Raw genomic sequence first — 17,359 nt, forward strand, 5'->3', positions numbered from 1 at the left:
GTCAGTACGTCGGATCATTGCGAACGGTGTCGACGTCGATGCCCACTGCGCGAAGCCTGAATTTGGTGCTGTTGACCATGGATTCGCTGCCGACGACCTGAATGTCGTAGCCCGCCCAGTCCCCGAACGAGGTCACGACCTTGCCGACCTTGCCGGTGATGCGCCTGGACATTCCGATCGGGGGCAGCGGTTCCGGCTCGGTGTGCCACCACGGATTCTCGTCTTCTTCTGAGACCGGGATGATCGTGAGCCACGGGTGCTTCTCTGCCAGCTTCCACAGATGCGGAAGGTCGTAGAGATCGCACGGATGCTGTCCTGAGTAGAACAGTTGGACCTTGCGGGTGTTGCCGCGTCGGATCAGTTCGAGGATCTGTGCGCGCAGCGGAGCCACTCCGGTTCCCGACGCGATCATCAAAATGTCCTTGGAGTTCTCCGGAATCCCCAGGGCGCCGATGGGTGAACCGACCACCCAGGTGTCGCCGACCGCGGTCTGGTTCACCATGACCGGGCTGACCCACCCGCCGGTGACCTGGCGAACGTGGAACTCGAGGATTCCGGTCCCGTCGTACGGCGTGGCCGGCGAGAGGTAGCGCCACATCCGCGGCCTCGCGGCGACCTGCACGCTGACGTACTGACCGGCGCGGTACTCCATCGTCTGGTCGAGTTGCAGCCTGACGACGGCGACGCCCTTGATGGCCGGGCGGCATTCGATGACGGTGGCGCTCCAGGCGGGCGGGCCGTCCTCCGCGTTGGCGGCGTCCATCATCGCTGCCGAGATGATCGCGAGCGCGTTACGCCACGCGCTGTCCACCTCGTCGGTCCACATTTCGGCGCCACCGAAGGTCTCGAGTGCTTCGATCAAGGCATTGCCGACTGCCGTGTAGTGCTCGTCGGTGACGCCGTACTTACGGTGATCGCGACCGAGCTGCGCGAGGTACTCGAGTATCGCGTCGGACTCGTCGAGGCGTTCGACGACGTGAGCGATAGCGCTGACAAGCCGATCACGCTGCACATCCATTGATGCCGGAAAGAACTCCCGGGTTTCGGGCGATCGAGCGAACAGGATCGAATAGAAGGTACGGGCGAGCCGTTCCGGACCATCTTCTACCGCAGTGACGGATTTGAAGCTCGACCGGACCAGAGAGATTGCTTGCGAATCCACGCTCATCCTCGTCCCGACTAGACGCGGCAAGACCCGCCGCGGAATTTCGTCTGCAGCTTATGTCACAAATGTCTGACTCGTAAATCATTCTGGACAAGTGTCACAATGCGACCCCATTTCGCGGTGTGACCGTCCCTTTCTTATTCTTGCGTGCAAGATAAACAAGAGCTTCGACACTCTCGATCGCCGAGCTAACGTTCAGCGAAATCTCAACCAGCCAAACAGGAGTCGTGCCGTGGATTTTGTTCGACAGGACGAATTGCCCACCGATAGCGGGCTTACGTCCCAGATCGCCTCCACTACCCCGACGCTGACCGAGCTTCAACGTCGGGAACTCGAGTGCGTCGAATTTTTCGACTCTCCGGAACTGGGCCACCTCCCGACGGCTCGACGGCGCGAGGCCTTGCGTGAGCTCCATCGGAGCGGCACCTACACGCACACAGCGGAGGAATTGCTCGTCGGCGCCAAACTCGCCTGGCGAAACCACGCCAGGTGCGTCGGTCGCGCACATTGGCGGACCCTCAAACTCATCGACGCGCGCGACGCCGTCACGGCTTCCTCTCTCGCAGAAGCATGCTGGGAGCACCTGCGGCTGTCGACCAACCGCGGCGCTCTGCAGTCGGTCGTGACGGTCGGGCCACTTCCCCGCGAGGACGGCCAGGAGTACCGCATCCTCAGCCCGCAACTGATCCGCTACGCCGGCTACCGGCAACCAGATGGCACCATCTTGGGCGACCCTTGGCACGTCGATCTGACCGCTCAGGTCACCGCGATGGGATGGAAGGGCGCCGGTACACCGTTCGACGTTCTCCCCGTACTGATTTCGGTTCCCGACGAACCCCTGCAGTACTTCGACGTCCCGACCGACCTCGTTCTCGAGGTCGAGATCGAGCATCCCGAATACAGCTGGTTCGCTGATCTGGGGCTGAAGTGGCATGCCGTTCCCGCGGTCTCGGACATGAACCTCGACATCGGCGGAATCGTGTATCCCTGCACCCCGTTCAGCGGTTGGTACGTCAGCACCGAGGTCGGCGCCCGTAACTTCAGCGACGGTGATCGCTACAACATGTTGCCCACCATCGGAGCGATGATGGAACTCGACATGAGCCACGACCGCACGCTCTGGAAGGATCGTGCACTGGTCGAACTGAACCGCGCAGTTATTCACAGCTACCGCAAGGCCGGCGTCATCATGGTCGACCACCACACTGTCGCAAAACAATTCATCGATCACATCGCGCGTGAGGACAAGGCCGGGCGCAAGTGCCCCACCGACTGGTCGTGGGTGAACCCGCCCATGTCCAGCTCGCTCACACCGACGTTCCACCGCCTGTACGACGAGCCCGATCTCGACATCCGGCCCAACTTCGTGACGAAAAAGAAGAAGGGCACCGACCAAGGCCGGTGCCCCTTCCACAACTGATCGCGCTCAGAAGGGGATCTGCCCCAATCCGACGCCGACCACGAGCATCGTGATCGAGATCAGGCCGGCTCGCCATAGAACCTTCTTGTGGTGATCCGCCAGGGACACGCCGGCGAGTGTGACCAGCAGCAGGATCGCCGGGACCAGCGGGCTCTGCATGTGCACGGCCTGCCCGGTGATCGAGGCGCGCGCCATCTCAACCGGCTCGATTCCGTACTGCGCTGCCGTCTCGGACAGCACCGGGAGCACACCGAAGTAGAACGCGTCGTTGGTCATGAAGAACGTGAGCGGAATGCTCAGGACGCCCGTGATGACGGCGAGGTGCGGGCCCATCGCGTCGGGGATGACCTGCAGCAGCCACTCTGCCATCGCCTCGACCATGCCGGTTCCCTGGAAAACGCCGGTCAGCACGGCTGCTGCCAGCACCATCGCGACCACCGAGACGATGCTCGACGAATGGCGTGCGATTGCTTCACCCTGATCCTTGACCGCCGGGAAATTCACCGCGAGAGCGATCGACGACGCAATCATGAACAGCACCGGAATGGGCAGGATGTCCATCACGAGCACAACCAGAAGGATCGTCGTGAGCGCTGCGTTGAACCAGAGCAGCTTCGGCCGCAAGGTGTCACGCCCGGGGGCAAGTCCGTCGATGAAGCGTCCGGTGTCGCCGCCGTCGTCCGCGGGCTCATTCGAGCCGCCGGTGCCGGTGCTTCCGGTGCTTCCGGTGCTGGAACTTCCACCGTTCCCGACTTTTTCGAGGATGCGCTCAGAAGTCAGGACCAAAGTCCCGATCCTTCGGCGCTCCATGATCCCGAGGTGAATCGCGAACCCGAGAACCATGATCAGGCCGACGATCAACGACGGCACCATCGGGACGAAGACGTCGGAAGGAGAGAGTCCCAGTGCGCTCGCTGCCCGGACGGTCGGGCCACCCCACGGAATGATGTTCATCGTCGCGTTCGACAGGCCGGCGATCACCGTCAGGACGACGGGACTGACACCGAGTTTGAGGTAGAGCGGGAGCATCGCGGAGGTCACGATGATGAAGGTCGTCGAACCGTCTCCGTCCAGCGAGACCACCATCGCGAGCACTGCGGTTCCGACCACGAGCCGCATCGGATCGTCACGCACCATCCGCAGGATGAGCTTGACCAGAGGATCGAAGAGGCCGACGTCGATCATGATTCCGAAGAAGATGATCGCGAAGAACAACAGCGCCGCGGTGGGTGCGAGCGACTTGATGCCGTCGGTGATCATGTCACCGATTCCGAGGCCGGCCCCGGCGAGTAGTCCGAAGGCCACCGGAACCAGAGTCAGTCCCACCACCGGGGTCGCGCGTTTGGTGAGGATCAGGAACATGAACACCGCAACCATGAGGAAGCCGAGTGTGACGAGCATGATGAACTCCTTTTGTGCTGAATTGCCGAGAAAAACGGCACGGCAAATCGAGCCGGTGACCTTCGTGGAGGTGAAACGAAACTTCGTTGCGCTTAGTTGATGCCGGGTGGATCGAGTGTTGCGTCGACGAACCAGGATTGATCGGCGAGGAATGCGGAGAACTCGGGTTCGGTGAGAACTGCACTGTTCCAACCGTTTCGGCGAGACAGCTCGTTCCACCGCGGGCTCGCCGCCAGATCCCGCACCAACTTCTGCAAGTGCTGACGCTGATCGTCCGTCAGGCCCGCCGGCGCCATGAGCCCGCGCCAATTGGTGAACGTGACGTCGACTCCCGACTCCGCCATGGTCGGTGCATCCACCGCCGGAGTACGCTCCGGCGAACTGACCGCAAGGACCCGAACCGTGCCTGCCGCAATCTGATCCAGGTACTCCCCGATACCCGTAGCGGCGACGTCGACCTGCCTGGTGAGCAGTGCGGGAAGCAGTTCTCCGCCGCCGTCGTAGATCCGGTACGGGGAACGCGACGGATCGACACCGACCGCGCGGGCGAACAGAAGGCGGAACAACCCGTCCGGTCCACCTTCACTCGAACCACCGCCGATCGAGATCGACGACGGATCCGCCACCCAGGCCTGCGTCAGATCGGCGAGAGATTTGTACGGTGAATCTGCTGGAACCAGTAGCGCTTCCGGTTCTTCGACCAGTCTCGCGATCGGCGTCACGTCGGCAAGTGTGTGCTCGGACGGCAGTATCTCGAGCGAACCGAGAACTCCGAGTCCCATGACCATGAGTAAGTCGGGGTTTCCGCGTTCGAGAGCCAACCGGTTGAGTCCGACGATGCCGCCCGATCCGGGCAGCACAACGACGTCGGCGTCGACGGTTCCTTCGTCGGCAAGTGCCTGCACCATGGTCCGGGCGGTCAGGTCGTAACCACCACCGGCCACCGAGGGCACCAGTACGCGCAGTTCTTCGGAACTCTCACCCGCACGGCCACCGGCAAAGAAGGACTCGACCGGAGCGCATCCGGTCGAGAGCACGAGAGTCATCGCACAGGCACCGAGCAGGGCGATATGCCTGCTCAGCCGCTTCGATGCGCCCATGGCGTTGTCCTTGTCTGTTGGCTGCCTGCTGGTAGCGATGTGTGAACAGGTTTCATACTGACGCACTTTGTGACTGGGGTCACTATTGGGAAAGCAGATTGATTTGTGCTCATTGTGCTCACGAACGGCCGCTTTCCCGGCATCGAACTGAAGGCTAGGGTCTGGCTGGTGTCCTCAGGAAACGTGCAAGCAGAGCGAGAGCGCAAGTCGCCTCTGCGGGCGCGCCTGCGTCGGCGCCGGCACACTCTGGCGACACAACTTCTCGAACTGCAACTTCTGATTGTCGTTGCGGTTCTCGTGTGCGTCACTGCCCTCTCTCTCGCGCAGTCGTCGGCGAGTTTCCAACGCGAGGAGGGACGTCGCGCTCTCTCGGCAGCTGAATCGCTCGCAGCCAATCCGGCAGTACGCGAACTGCTCCCCCAGGCTCAGACCCGCCTCCGCTCCGGACTACAGGGTTCGGTCGACTCGGTGCGCGCCATCTCGGGTGTCACCTACGTCTCGCTTGCCGATGCCGACGGCGGTATCGTGATTTCGACGCGTCCCGGTGATGTCGGCATCGACGCACGTCAGACAGAAGATCGGTCTTGGACGGGTTTGGTCGACACCCCCTCCGGCAAGGCCGTGGAGGCGCACGTTCCGATCCTCGGCAGTGAAGGAGCGATTACCGGAACCGCGATCGTCGGCATCGAGTACCCCTCGATCTGGACGCGGCTAGGGCAGTCGGCGCCGAATCTCCTGGTGTACCTCGCGGTGGCCTCACTTCTCGGCGGTGTCGGGTCGATCCTGTTGGCCCGCAGGGTCAAACGGCAGACCCTCGGCATGGAGGCCGGCGAGATCCTGGACCTGGTTCGCCAACGCGAGGCAATGCTGCGCGGCCTCAAGGAAGGCGTCATCGCATTCGACGCGCAGGGAAAAGTGGTGCTGATGAGCGACAGTGCCCACCAACTCCTCGACATCCCACGCGGCAGTGCCGGCAGATCGGTGCGGGACCTCGGTCTCGACGACCGCCTCCAGAGTGTACTGACTTCCGGCACAACCGAATCCGATCAGTTGGTTCTTGTCGGCGATCGCTTGCTCGTCCTCAACACCGTCTTGGTCGAATCGAAGGGCCGCACCATCGGGTCGGTCACCACTTTCCGCGACCGCACCGAATTGCGCTCCGTGGAAGAAGAACTCGACGTGACCAAAACCAGCACCGACGCACTACGCGCTCACATCCACGAGTTCGACAATCAACTGCACACCATCTCCGGCCTCATCCAGCTCGGCGAATACGACGAGGTGGTCGGCTACGTCGAGGGTCTGACCATGGAGCGCGCGCAGGTCAGCGCGACCGTGACCGAGAAGATCGCCGACGTCGGCACCGCCGCACTCGTGATCGCCAAGATAGGCGCCGCTGCACAGGGGTTGGTCACGGTTGAGCTGGCGCCGGACACACATCTGGAGACGGTGGACCGCAGACTCGGACGAGATCTCGTGACGGTGGTCGGAAACCTCGTCGACAACGCCGTCGACGCCGTCGGTGAGATGCCGGAAGCCTCGCGCCGCAGGGTTCGGTTGTCGATTCGAGACCGTGGCACCGCCGTCGAAGTGCGGGTCGAGGACGCCGGCCCCGGTATCGCGCCGGAGAATCGCGACAGAGTGTTCGGCCAAGGTTGGAGCACCAAGGGACAATCGAGTGACGGACACGGTTTCGGCTTGGCGCTGGTACGCCTGACGTGTCGTCGGCGAGGCGGAGACGTCACCGTAAACACTCGTTCGGCAGAAGGCATCGAGTGGACTGTCTTCACTGCAGTCCTGCACGACGGAGAGGGCGCATGATCCGGGTACTGGTGGTCGACGACGACTTCATGGTGGCGAAGGTGCACAGCGGATTCGTCTCGCGGATAGACGGTTTCGAAGTGTGCGGCGTTGCCCATTCGGCCGAGGCCGCACTGACCGCAGTCGGCGAATTGCAACCCGACCTGGTGCTTCTCGACGTGCACCTGCCCGGCACCACCGGACTCGATCTGATCGCCCCGTTTCGCGAGCTGGCACCGGAGCTGGATGTTCTTGTCATCACGAGTGAGCGCGAGGCGGGCTCGGTCAAGAAGGCACTGCGCAGCGGCGTCGTGCATTACCTGATGAAGCCATTCACGTTCGAGGTTCTCCGTGAGCGTCTCGAGCGGTACCGATCGACGTACGCGAACCTCGACAGCATCGGCGAAGCAGAACAGGGAGCGGTGGACGAGGCTTTCGGAGTGGCCGGTGGCGCGACAGGAGCGTCGTCTCTCAAGGGTCTACCGAAAGGACTCAGTCCCGAGACCCTTCAGCTGGTCGAGACAGCACTACGAGACGAAACCGAACCCGCTTCGGCTACAGACATTTCCGAAAGGGTCGGCATCTCACGGGCGAGCTCGAGGCGCTACCTCGAATACCTCTACGAAACCGGGCGGTCCACCACTTCGCTGAAGTATGGAGTGGTGGGCCGCCCGGAACGTCGTTACGTCTGGAAACGCTGACCCTTCGCTACACGACGCTGGTTCCTAGACCGCGCGGGCGCTGGTCTCCCAGTACCTCGCGCGCAGTGCCTTCTTGTCCAGCTTGCCCAGCGGCGTCAGCGGAAGGGAATCCACGAAGTCGATGCTCTTGGGAGCGTGAACCGACCCCTTGGCCGCCTTGACTTTCTCGACCAGCTCCTCGGTGTCGACGGTCAGTCCGGCACGAAGTACGACGCAGGCCTTGACGGCTTCACCCCACTTGTCGTCGGGCACACCGACTACCGCCACCGAAGCGACGGACGGGTGCGACGAGATCACGTCCTCGATCTCGCGCGGGAACACGTTGAAACCACCGGTCACGATCATGTCCTTCTTGCGATCGACGATGGACATGAACCCGTCCTTGTCCTTACGTGCGATGTCGCCGGTGTGCAGCCAACCGCCACGGAACGCCTCGGCGGTCTCGGCCGGCTTCTTCCAGTACCCCTTCATGATCAGCGGACCACGGACACAAATCTCACCGAGTTCTCCCTGCGGCACCTCGTTCAGGTCGTCGTCGAGCAGCCGGACGTCGAGCCACGGCACCGGACGCCCACAAGTGGCGAGGCGGGCCGGATCGTCGGCGAGGTGTTCTTCCTTGCGCAGCACCGAAATTGTCATGCCGCACTCGGTCTGACCGTAGAACTGGAAGAAAATCTGACCGAACTTCTTGATGCCCTCCTGCAACCTGGCTGGAGACATCGCGGACGCTCCGTAGAACAGCGTCTGCAAACTCGAGACGTCCCGCTTGGGCAGATCCGGGTGATCCATGAGCATGTAGATCATGGTGGGCACCAACATGGTTGCCGTGATCTTGTGCTTCTCGATCGCTTCGAGCACAGCACCTGGTTCGAAGGCAGGCAGGACGATCAACGCACCGCCGCGCAGCAAGGTCGGGATGAAGAACGCTGCACCTGCATGTGAGAGTGGCGTGCAGATGAGGAAGCGGTTGTCCTCGGGCCACTGCCACTCCGACATCTGGATCTGATTGAGCGCTGCACCCGAACGGAAGGATCCGACAACACCTTTGGGCTTGCCGGTCGTTCCGCCGGTGTAGACCATGCTGCTGGCGTCTTCTGCGTCGACACGCGCTGCCTTCAGCGGCGCGGGCTCGAATGTGGCAGCCAGCGCGAGGATGTCGATTCCCACCTCGGACGGACCCATCGAGAGCACGTTGGTCAACGAGGGTGACGACGCCTTCAACTCGGCGGCACGCTCTTCGAAGGCGTTGGGATCGAAGATGAGGGTCTCGATCTCGGCGTCGTCGACGATGTACTTGTGGTCGTCGAGCGATCCCATCGGGTTCAAGGCGCTCGCCCGGCAGCCGGTGATCATGGTCGCGCCCATGCTGATCAGTACCTCGGGGCGATTCTTCGACAGCATCGCGGTGCTGGTGCCCTGAGTGATTCCCAAAGACGCGAGAGCCTGGGCGAAGCAGCTGATCTGATCGCGCATCTGACCGCCGGTGAGGATCACGTCGCCGAGGTACAGCGCGGGCTTGTCGTGATTGCGTTCCAGAGCGGTGATGAGCAGGTCCGGACCGTATACCGGTCGGTGCAGGTCAGCGAACTCGTCTGTCATCTGGTCTTCCTTCTGCTCGGCGCGTGCAGTCATCGAGATGTGCTCCCGGTCACGGATACGATATCCAGAATTGCACAAAACTGGAACAGGTTCCACCTCTTCGATCGAATCCGAGAATGCTCCCGATCAGCGGGAAGCCCGTCGTCACCCGCCAGAGCGGTGGTTAGCGTCGATGTACCCACCGAGACGACAGCGTCTCGGTCGCGTCCAACGGAGAGTGTCATGACTACCAACCTCGGTACCGCCCACTTCACGGCATCTGCTCCCCGTACGGCCACCACGCTCCTCTCCGATTTCGACTCGTTGTACGGCACCGTGCGATCGGCACCCGACGGGTCCGTCGTCGAACAGGACGTCGTGTTCTTCGGCCGGCCTGATCCGGGCGCACTGCTTACCGGATCCGTAAGGCCGCTGGGCTCGACGCTCGAACGGATCACCGAATACCACGACCAGACCGGGCATCTGGTGGCCGAGGTCTTCGTCCGGGAAGCCCCGACAGCGGGCACAGGAACCGATTCCGTTGCCGCCCTTGCTGATTTCGCTGCCCGGCGTTACGGCTCCGCGTCGCTACGACGGTTTCGCGGACGCTGCACCGCGACTTCCGCGGGAGCAGATCTGAACTGCTCCGTGACGGTGCTCGCCACATACGAGAAGGACCACGAGAGCGTCGCCGACGTAGCTCTGGTCGCCACCGATCCCGCTGGGGTTGTCACCGCTCGGGCCTGGGCGACTCTCGCCGTCGACAATGCTGCGACTTACGCGATCGACGACGCGGCGACTTACGCGATCGACAACGCGAGCTGAATCTCTGCAGGTCACCGAGCAGGTGTTCCATCCAGCGGGAACTGCCGTATCTCCAGAGGACGCTTCGTCGTTGTATGAGACGGATCACATCACTGGAGCGTCGCAAGACGCGGCTCGGAGGAAGACATGGCACTCGGAACCGGCCCACTCACCACTACGGACGCCTCGACGCAGTCGGGCGCCGGCGAGGAAATTCGAGAAATCGAAGCGGCAGCGCCCCCGGCGCGGTTCGCGCGTGGATGGCACTGCCTCGGACTGAGCAATACCTATCGCGACGGTCAGCCCCACCAGATCGAGGCATTCGGCACCAGCCTTGTCGTCTTCGCCGACAGCAAGGGCGACATCAAGATTCTCGACGCCTACTGCCGCCACATGGGTGGCAACCTCGCTCACGGAACCGTCAAGGGCGATTCGATCGCCTGCCCGTTCCACGACTGGCGTTGGGGCGGTAACGGAAAATGTACGGCGATCCCCTACGCACGACGCGTTCCGCCGCTGGCCAAGACGCGGGCGTGGACCACACTCGAGAAGAACGGTCAGCTGTTCGTCTGGCACGATCCCCAGGGAAATCCCCCGCCCGCCGAGGTCACAATTCCCGACATCGAGGGCTTCGGAAGCGATGAGTGGAGCGACTGGAGCTGGAACACGCTCACCATCGAAGGCTCTCATTGCCGCGAGATCGTGGACAACGTCGTGGACATGGCCCACTTCTTCTACGTTCACTACTCGTTCCCCAAGTACTTCAAGAACATCTTCGAAGGTCACGTCGCGAGCCAGTACATGGAATCGGTGGGACGCGAGGACATCATCAGCGGCACCAACTACGGCGATCCCAACGCTGTTCTTCGTTCGGATGCTTCGTATTTCGGGCCGTCGTACATGATCGACTGGATCAAGAGCGAAGCCAACGGGCAGATCATCGAGACCGTCCTGATCAACTGCCACTACCCGATCTCGAACAATGCGTTCGTCCTGCAGTACGGCGCGATGGTCAAGAAACTACCCGGTATGGACGACGAGTCCACTGCCGCGATGGCAGCGCAGTTCACCGAGGGCGTCGAGATGGGATTCCTTCAGGACGTGGAGATCTGGAAGAACAAGGCCCCGATCGACAACCCGCTGCTCTCGGAGGAGGACGGCCCGGTTTACCAGTTGCGGCGCTGGTACAACCAGTTCTACACCGACGTCGAGAACGTCACGGAAGACATGACGAAGCGCTTCGAATTCGAGATCGACACCACCCGCGCAGTGGAGAGCTGGAAGCGGGAAGTCGCCGAAAACGTTGCCGCACGCGACGCCCAGGCGCTCGAGACCACCTCCTGATCCGCAGCCGAAAACACTGCTGAGACAAACTGACTGGATGCAAGGAACAACATGACGTACGAAGTGCTCGAACAGATCAACTCGATGGCCGACGACATCTTCGCCGAAGGCATCGAGGCCGAGCGGATCGGCCGGGTGGCCGACGACACCGCAAAGAAGATGAAGGCAATCGGTTCCATCCGCATGCTGCAGCCCAAGGAGCATGGCGGCATGGAGGCGCATCCGCGCGAATTCGCCGAAACCGTCATGCGCATGGCTTCACTGAACCCGTCGGCCGGCTGGGTCCACGGGATCGTCGGAGTTCACCCGTGGCAACTTGCGTTCGCGGATCCCAAGGTGCAGCAGGAGATCTGGGGATCCGATCCCGACACCTGGATGGCATCGCCGTACATGCCCGGCGGAATGTGTATCCCCACCGACGGCGGCTACAAGTTCTCCGGTCGCTGGCAGTTCTCCTCCGGCACCGACCATTGCGACTGGGCATTCCTCGGCGCGATGGCGTGTGACAAGGACGGCAACATGGAGATGCCGCCGCGCATGCTCCATGTGATCATTCCGCGCACCGACTACGAGATCATCGAAGACTCGTGGGATGTCATGGGACTTCGCGGCACCGGCTCCAAGGACCTCGTAGTCAAGGATGCGTACGTCCCCGATTACCGCGTCATGGACTGCGACGAGGTCATCGACGGCACGGCAGTGCGCAAATACGGGCGCACCGAAACGCTGTACCTGATGCCATGGTCGAACATGTTCCCCCTCGGCATCACCGCCGCCACGATCGGCATCTGTGAGGGAATGCTCTTCCACGCCAACGAGTACCAGGCCGATCGCATCAATGCACAAGGCACGGCGATCAAGGACGACCCGTACACCTTGTTCGCAATCGGTCAGGCGACTGCCGACATCCGGGCCGCGCGCGACACCCTGCTTGCCAACGTCGACCGCATGTGGGATCGAGTGGACGCCGGCAAGGAAGTGACCTTCGAGCAGCGCGCCGAGGGACGTCAGACTCAGGTGCAGGCCGCCTGGCGCGCGATCAACGCGATCGATCAGGTCTACCCACGCTGCGGCGGCAACGCACTGCGGATGGACAAGCCGCTTCAGCGATTCTGGCGCGACGCTCACGCTGGGCAGCACCACGCAATTCACGTACCGGGCACCGTATTCCACGCCGCCTCACTGAGCCGCCTCGGCGCCGACCCGCAGGGACCGCTGCGGGCGATGATCTGATCAGACTTCGACACAAGAAATCGACAGGAACCAGACACGATGACACACACTGACATCAAGGGACTTGGCTACGTCAAGATCTCGACCAACGACATGGCACGTTGGCGCACTTTCGCTTTCGACGTTCTCGGCTTCGCCAAGGGCAGTGGGCCGGACGAGAACGCACTGTACCTGCGGCTCGACGAGCGGGCTGCGCGCATCGTCGTCGTCGCAGGTGAGCGCGACGAGATCGTCAACATCGGTTGGGAGGTCGCCGATCACGCCGCACTGCGCCGTGTCCAGGAGGCCCTCGAAAAGAACGGCACCGAGGTGGAGCAGCTTTCGCTCGCCGAAGCGGATGCTCGACGGGTCGAAGAGGTCATCGCGTTCACCGATCCCGGTGGAGCAGCCATCGAGGTTTTCCACGGAGCGATCCTCGACCACAGCCCCGTGGTGACGCCCTTCGGCGCTCGATTCGTCACCGGCTCACAGGGTCTCGGCCACGTCGTGCTCCCGGTGATGGACAGTGCTGCGAGCTTCGACTTCTACACCGAGGTGCTCGGCTTCTACCCGCGCGGCGCCTTCCGCCTGCCGGCCCCGCCCGAATTCGGGCCGCTGCGAATCCGTTTCATGGGCGTCAACGAGCGTCACCACAGCTTGGCCCTGTGCCCGGCACCACACGGCGGCGCACCCGGCTTGATTCACATCATGGTCGAGGTCGACACCCTCGACGCCGTCGGCCAGGCACTCGATCGAGTGATGAAGGACGGATTCTCCGTGTCGTCGACCCTGGGTCGTCACACCAACGACAAGATGATCTCCTTCTACGTCCGCGCACCAGGCGGCTGGGACATCGAGTTCGGCACCGAGGGCGCGAAGGTGGATCAGGACTCGTACTCCTCCGAGGAGATCACCGCTGACAGCTACTGGGGCCACGACTGGTCCGGAAGCGAACCGCTGGCAGCTATGTAGTACCTGCCGGTGACGATGTAGTACCTGCCGGTAGTAAACCGACGAGGGGGCTTGCGCGAGCATTCGCGCAAGCCCCCTCGTCGTTTCCACCGTGACGCGCCCGAAAACAGACCGGTGATCCACTTCACAAATCCATAACTCTATGAAACTATTTCTAATTGAAATAGCCAGTTCACTGGTTGTGGAGCTCTAAGAGAAGTGAGGTACACGATGACACTGCAGGCTGTGGATGCTTTAGGCGCCGATTCGGCCCCGACAGCAATTCTTGATCGCGTCTCGCTGGTTCTCGACGCCTTCGACGGTCCCGGCAGGTTGACGCTCGCTCAGGTCGTTCGGAGCACGGGCCTGCCCCGCTCGTCTGCCCACCGCATGCTCGAACGTCTCGTCTCGATGCGTTGGCTGCGTCGCGACGGCCGCGACTACGAACTCGGCATGCGTCTTGTCGAGCTGGGATCGCTCGCGGTTCATCAAGACCGGCTCCACGCTGCAGCCATGCCGCTTCTCCACGAGCTCTACCGCGTCACCGGCTTCGTGGTTCACCTGGGCATCCTCGACGGGCCCGATGTGGTCTACATGGAGAAGATCGGCGGACGCCTCGCAGCTGCGGTACCGACGCGTGTCGGTGGTCGACGCCGCGCCGAGACCACTGCGATCGGTCAGGCACTGCTCGCGTTCGGTTCGCCGAAGTCCTCAGGCTACGCACTGCCCCACCTCGCCAGGATTCGCGAATCAGGGGTTGCATTCGAAACCGGAAACGGCCTACCGGGATTCAGCTGTCTCGCGGCACCGATCGGCCCCATCGGCCGCGCTGTTGCCGCAGTATCCATCTGCGCGCCATCGAAGGCTCTCCGACTCGACCACGTCAGCGCAGCGCCGGTTCGGATGGCGGCTGCTGCCATTTGGCGAGGCATCGACGGCGGATCGCTGAGCGTCACTCCGACATTGCAGCGTCGTCACCTGCTGCGCAACATGCCCACCGCAGCCGGGGCGTGACTCAGATCTTCGAGCCGTTGCCGGTGAGCCCGGCTTGCTCGAGCGCCAACACGTACTCCTCGACGTTCTTCCATCTGCCAGGCGTCGAGGGCAACGGTGATCCCAGTCGGTCATGCTCGGCGACGTTCGCATACTCGGCGGATGCACGATCGATGTCTTCGAGTAGTTCGCGAGCAAGTTCGATCTCGGCTCGGAAGTACCGTTCCGACCAGCGCAACGTCATGACCGGGAACGACCAGGCCGGCTCGTTCTCGGCATGATCTGCGTGGAGTTTCGCGCGTCGAATCTGTTCTTCGACGTTGGCGATGTGGGCTTCCACCAGTGCCTTCAGTCGCTCAGGTTCGTTGAGGTGCCCCATCCACAGACGCAACATCACGCCGTGCTTGAGCACCGGCACCTCCACTGGAGCTTCGCGTGACCACGTCCGGACGGCGTCGGTTCCCGATTGGGTGATCGAGTAGAGGCGCTTTCCGCGTACTCCCGGCTCGGAGACGACCCGGGACTCCACGAACCCGATGCTTTCGAGCTTCTTCAGCTCTGCGTAGACCTGGCTGATGGACGGGCTCCAGTAGAAGAAGCCGACGCTCCAGTCAGCCCACTTCTTCAGATCGTTTCCGGTCAGTTCCTCCCCGAACGTGAGCATTCCGAGCACTGCCCAGCTGGTAGCGGGAAGTCCTCGGGACACGTCATCAGGTTCGGACATGCCCGAAGTCTAACAATCACTGGTGATTTGCTGGTTTCGTTGAATCCGAACGGACCGCTGAGCGGGATCAAATTTGTGTGAGACCCCTTCACCTGGCACTCGGCGGTCCGGATCCGGGCAGAGACGGCATTACTGCCATTGAGTGGGACTGCCGCTGGATTACGGCCGCGCCGCCACACATCGTTGTTTCTGAAGTTGTTTGCAGAGCTTGAACAAGGAGACGATATGTCCGTGGAAAACGCCGAGCCGTCAGTTCTGGACGGGCGCACACTTCGTAACGTGATGAGCAATTTCTGCACCGGCGTCACCGTCATCACCGCTCACGACGGAGATTCACCGCTGGGCTTCACCTGCCAGTCCCTGGTCTCGGTATCGCTCGATCCCCCGCTGCTCTCGTTCTGCCCGGCGAAGACGTCGACGAGTTGGCCGAAGCTTCGAGAATCCGGGACTCTCTGCATCAACGTTCTCGCCCACGATCAGCAGGACATGTGTTCCGCCTTCGCACGCGGCGGGACCGACAAGTTTCTCGGCATCGAGTGGGATGCCGCCGGCAACGGTGCTCCGGCGCTCAGCGGCGCGCTCGCCCGCATCGAGGCAACCGTCGAGCAAGAACACGACGCCGGTGATCACACCATCGTCGTCGCACGCATCACCGATCTGAACGTGCTACGCCACGACGGTCCGCTTCTGTTCTACCGCGGTGGATTCGGACGCTTCGACGCCTGAGTTTCTTGTGTCCGTCCCGCTGCGTGGGAGATTGCGGCGCCGAATCGAGACAGCACCGATAGCGTCCGAAGTAGTTGTCAGACCCTGAACTTCTCGACTGATCGGACTAACTCGATGACCACTCTCGAACCAGACACCACGGCCGCGATCACGGCGACGGTAACCACCTACCTCGACGCCGTGGCTCGCGGATCGTCAGCGGACATCGCCGCCCTCTACACCGAGAACGCAACGCTCGAAGACCCGGTCGGCAGCGAACCCCGCATCGGCAAGGCTGCGATCACAGAGTTCTACGGCGCTCTCGAGGGCGGTACGCAAGAGACGGAGCTTCTCACGTTGCGGGTTAGCGGATCCAGCGCGGCCTTCCACTTCCGCGTCGTCACGCCGGTGGGCGATCAGGTCTACGAGGTCGAACCCATCGACGTCATGACTTTCGATGCGGACGCAAAGATCACTAGCATGCGCGCCTTCTGGTCACCGGCCGATCTGATTGCACGCTGATGCGGCAGGTCAGCTGCCGGAACTGCGGAAACAGCGTTCTGGTCGAGAAATACAGCGAAGCGCACACCAGCGTCCAATGGCTCGAAGAGTCGCAAGTGGTGTGCCCGGAACTGGGGCGTGAGAACGGTCGCGCCAACGCTCAGCGGACGTGTGGCGCTCTGCGCCAGACGATCAACGACCTTGCCGACGCCGGTGAGCTGGAGATGAGCCTGCGCAGCTACCCGGTGCCGGGCAAGCTGTCCTGAACGCTTCCGCGTAGGACTTCGGCGAACGTGCGCGCCGAATCCAAGTCGTCGGCGTTCGGCCGCCCCTTCCGGATACCGCCGAACGGCTTGAACGGAAAATACGTATCCCACGCGCGGGACGAAAAGGCTGCGACCACATCGAAGCCCTTCTGCTCGAGCAGCTGAACCAGCGGACGCGAGAAGCGGTGAATCCCCTTGTCGGGAAAACCACTGGTGGCGAAGACAAAAGCCTTGGATCGCCGTTCTTCGGGGAGTGCCTCGATGAACGCGCGTAAATCTTCGTGGTACGAGCGCAGGTAGATGCCGGAGCCGAAGCCCACCAGGTCGTAGTCGGCGAGCTGCGCGGCGTCGATGTCACCAGGCTCGACCACGCGAGCATCGAGAACTTCTCCGATGGCGTCGGCGATCCGCCGCGTATTGCCGTGGGAGACAGAGGTACACACGATGATTGCCTTCATCGGCTGCCTTCTTTCATCTCTGTGTTTGGAATGCCAACTACGTTCTCGCGCAGGTAGATCCAAGTGATGAATCCACCGCAGATTGCAAAGATCACGGCGACAATCGAATACGCGTCGAGGGGAAACCCAGTCCAGATCAAGCCGGCAACGAGGACCATCACACCAACAGCCAGACCCGCCGATACTTTCTTGGACATACGCACCCCTCCCCTGGCTTGTCACTGACAGTTCCAGGA

At 62.3% G+C, this 17,359-nt stretch carries 18 protein-coding genes; 11 read left to right on the forward strand and 7 right to left on the reverse strand.

Annotation, left to right across the window (positions count from 1 at the left end; genetic code table 11):
- Position 1 precedes the first annotated feature (1 nt).
- The gene (locus tag R4P65_RS22360) at positions 2-1,162 is read right to left on the reverse strand and encodes a globin domain-containing protein (RefSeq protein WP_317828150.1); all 1,161 of its coding nucleotides are present in this window, start codon (positions 1,160-1,162) and stop codon (positions 2-4) included.
- A 235-nt stretch (positions 1,163-1,397) separates the two neighbouring features.
- Here R4P65_RS22360 and R4P65_RS22365 point away from each other — a divergent pair, with 235 nt between their 5' ends.
- The gene (locus R4P65_RS22365; protein WP_317828151.1) at positions 1,398-2,585 is read left to right on the forward strand and encodes a nitric oxide synthase oxygenase; all 1,188 of its coding nucleotides are present in this window, start codon (positions 1,398-1,400) and stop codon (positions 2,583-2,585) included.
- Between the two features lie 6 nt (positions 2,586-2,591).
- Here the strand turns inward: R4P65_RS22365 and R4P65_RS22370 are convergent, their stop codons facing one another.
- Positions 2,592-3,986: a citrate:proton symporter gene (locus tag R4P65_RS22370; RefSeq protein WP_317828152.1), complete on the reverse strand. Its 1,395-nt coding sequence runs from the start codon at positions 3,984-3,986 to the stop codon at positions 2,592-2,594.
- Positions 3,987-4,078: 92 nt separating this feature from the next.
- On the reverse strand, positions 4,079-5,086 hold the full coding sequence (locus tag R4P65_RS22375; protein WP_317828153.1) for a Bug family tripartite tricarboxylate transporter substrate binding protein: 1,008 nt from the start codon (positions 5,084-5,086) through the stop codon (positions 4,079-4,081).
- 168 nt (positions 5,087-5,254) lie between these two features.
- On the opposite strand from R4P65_RS22375, the gene R4P65_RS22380 reads away from it, so the two are divergent.
- Positions 5,255-6,907, forward strand: a complete 1,653-nt coding sequence (locus tag R4P65_RS22380; RefSeq protein WP_317828154.1) for a sensor histidine kinase — start codon at positions 5,255-5,257, stop codon at positions 6,905-6,907.
- The gene (locus tag R4P65_RS22385; protein WP_317828155.1) at positions 6,904-7,587 is read left to right on the forward strand and encodes a response regulator; all 684 of its coding nucleotides are present in this window, start codon (positions 6,904-6,906) and stop codon (positions 7,585-7,587) included. The genes R4P65_RS22380 and R4P65_RS22385 overlap by 4 nt, the downstream gene beginning before the upstream one ends.
- Before the next feature lie 24 nt (positions 7,588-7,611).
- On the opposite strand, the gene R4P65_RS22390 is transcribed toward R4P65_RS22385, so the two are convergent.
- On the reverse strand, positions 7,612-9,186 hold the full coding sequence (locus R4P65_RS22390; RefSeq protein ID WP_317828308.1) for an AMP-binding protein: 1,575 nt from the start codon (positions 9,184-9,186) through the stop codon (positions 7,612-7,614).
- Positions 9,187-9,408: 222 nt separating this feature from the next.
- On the opposite strand from R4P65_RS22390, the gene R4P65_RS22395 reads away from it, so the two are divergent.
- From R4P65_RS22395 to R4P65_RS22415, 5 genes are all read left to right on the forward strand, one after another.
- Positions 9,409-9,990 (forward strand): hypothetical protein, encoded by a 582-nt coding sequence (locus R4P65_RS22395; protein ID WP_317828157.1) that lies wholly within the window; start codon positions 9,409-9,411, stop codon positions 9,988-9,990.
- Positions 9,991-10,116: 126 nt separating this feature from the next.
- Complete coding sequence (locus R4P65_RS22400) at positions 10,117-11,313, forward strand: Rieske 2Fe-2S domain-containing protein (RefSeq protein ID WP_020906621.1); 1,197 nt, start codon at positions 10,117-10,119, stop codon at positions 11,311-11,313.
- Positions 11,314-11,364: 51 nt separating this feature from the next.
- Entirely contained in the window at positions 11,365-12,546 is a 1,182-nt protein-coding gene (locus R4P65_RS22405) for an acyl-CoA dehydrogenase family protein (RefSeq protein ID WP_317828158.1), read from the forward strand.
- A gap of 39 nt (positions 12,547-12,585) precedes the next feature.
- The gene (bphC, locus tag R4P65_RS22410; RefSeq protein WP_317828159.1) at positions 12,586-13,497 is read left to right on the forward strand and encodes a biphenyl-2,3-diol 1,2-dioxygenase; all 912 of its coding nucleotides are present in this window, start codon (positions 12,586-12,588) and stop codon (positions 13,495-13,497) included.
- A gap of 210 nt (positions 13,498-13,707) precedes the next feature.
- Entirely contained in the window at positions 13,708-14,490 is a 783-nt protein-coding gene (locus R4P65_RS22415; protein WP_020968790.1) for an IclR family transcriptional regulator, read from the forward strand.
- A 1-nt stretch (position 14,491) separates the two neighbouring features.
- On the opposite strand, the gene R4P65_RS22420 is transcribed toward R4P65_RS22415, so the two are convergent.
- On the reverse strand, positions 14,492-15,193 hold the full coding sequence (locus tag R4P65_RS22420) for a PadR family transcriptional regulator (RefSeq protein ID WP_317828160.1): 702 nt from the start codon (positions 15,191-15,193) through the stop codon (positions 14,492-14,494).
- Positions 15,194-15,418: 225 nt separating this feature from the next.
- Here R4P65_RS22420 and R4P65_RS22425 point away from each other — a divergent pair, with 225 nt between their 5' ends.
- The 3 genes from R4P65_RS22425 (at position 15,419) to R4P65_RS22435 (ending at position 16,665) form a co-directional block, all read left to right on the forward strand.
- A complete protein-coding gene (locus R4P65_RS22425) occupies positions 15,419-15,919 on the forward strand; it encodes a flavin reductase family protein (RefSeq protein ID WP_317828161.1) in 501 nt (166 codons plus the stop codon).
- A 114-nt stretch (positions 15,920-16,033) separates the two neighbouring features.
- Positions 16,034-16,420, forward strand: a complete 387-nt coding sequence (locus tag R4P65_RS22430; RefSeq protein WP_317828162.1) for a nuclear transport factor 2 family protein — start codon at positions 16,034-16,036, stop codon at positions 16,418-16,420.
- Positions 16,420-16,665, forward strand: a complete 246-nt coding sequence (locus R4P65_RS22435) for a hypothetical protein (protein ID WP_230816341.1) — start codon at positions 16,420-16,422, stop codon at positions 16,663-16,665. The genes R4P65_RS22430 and R4P65_RS22435 overlap by 1 nt, the downstream gene beginning before the upstream one ends.
- On the opposite strand, the gene R4P65_RS22440 is transcribed toward R4P65_RS22435, so the two are convergent.
- Positions 16,638-17,123, reverse strand: a complete 486-nt coding sequence (locus R4P65_RS22440) for a flavodoxin family protein (protein WP_317828163.1) — start codon at positions 17,121-17,123, stop codon at positions 16,638-16,640. The genes R4P65_RS22435 and R4P65_RS22440 overlap by 28 nt on opposite strands.
- Positions 17,120-17,320 (reverse strand): hypothetical protein, encoded by a 201-nt coding sequence (locus R4P65_RS22445; RefSeq protein WP_317828164.1) that lies wholly within the window; start codon positions 17,318-17,320, stop codon positions 17,120-17,122. The genes R4P65_RS22440 and R4P65_RS22445 overlap by 4 nt, the downstream gene beginning before the upstream one ends.
- Positions 17,321-17,359: the final 39 nt, after the last annotated feature.

It is taken from the genome of Rhodococcus sp. IEGM 1318 (assembly GCF_033142465.1).
Lineage (GTDB): Bacteria > Actinomycetota > Actinomycetes > Mycobacteriales > Mycobacteriaceae > Rhodococcus_F > Rhodococcus_F qingshengii_B.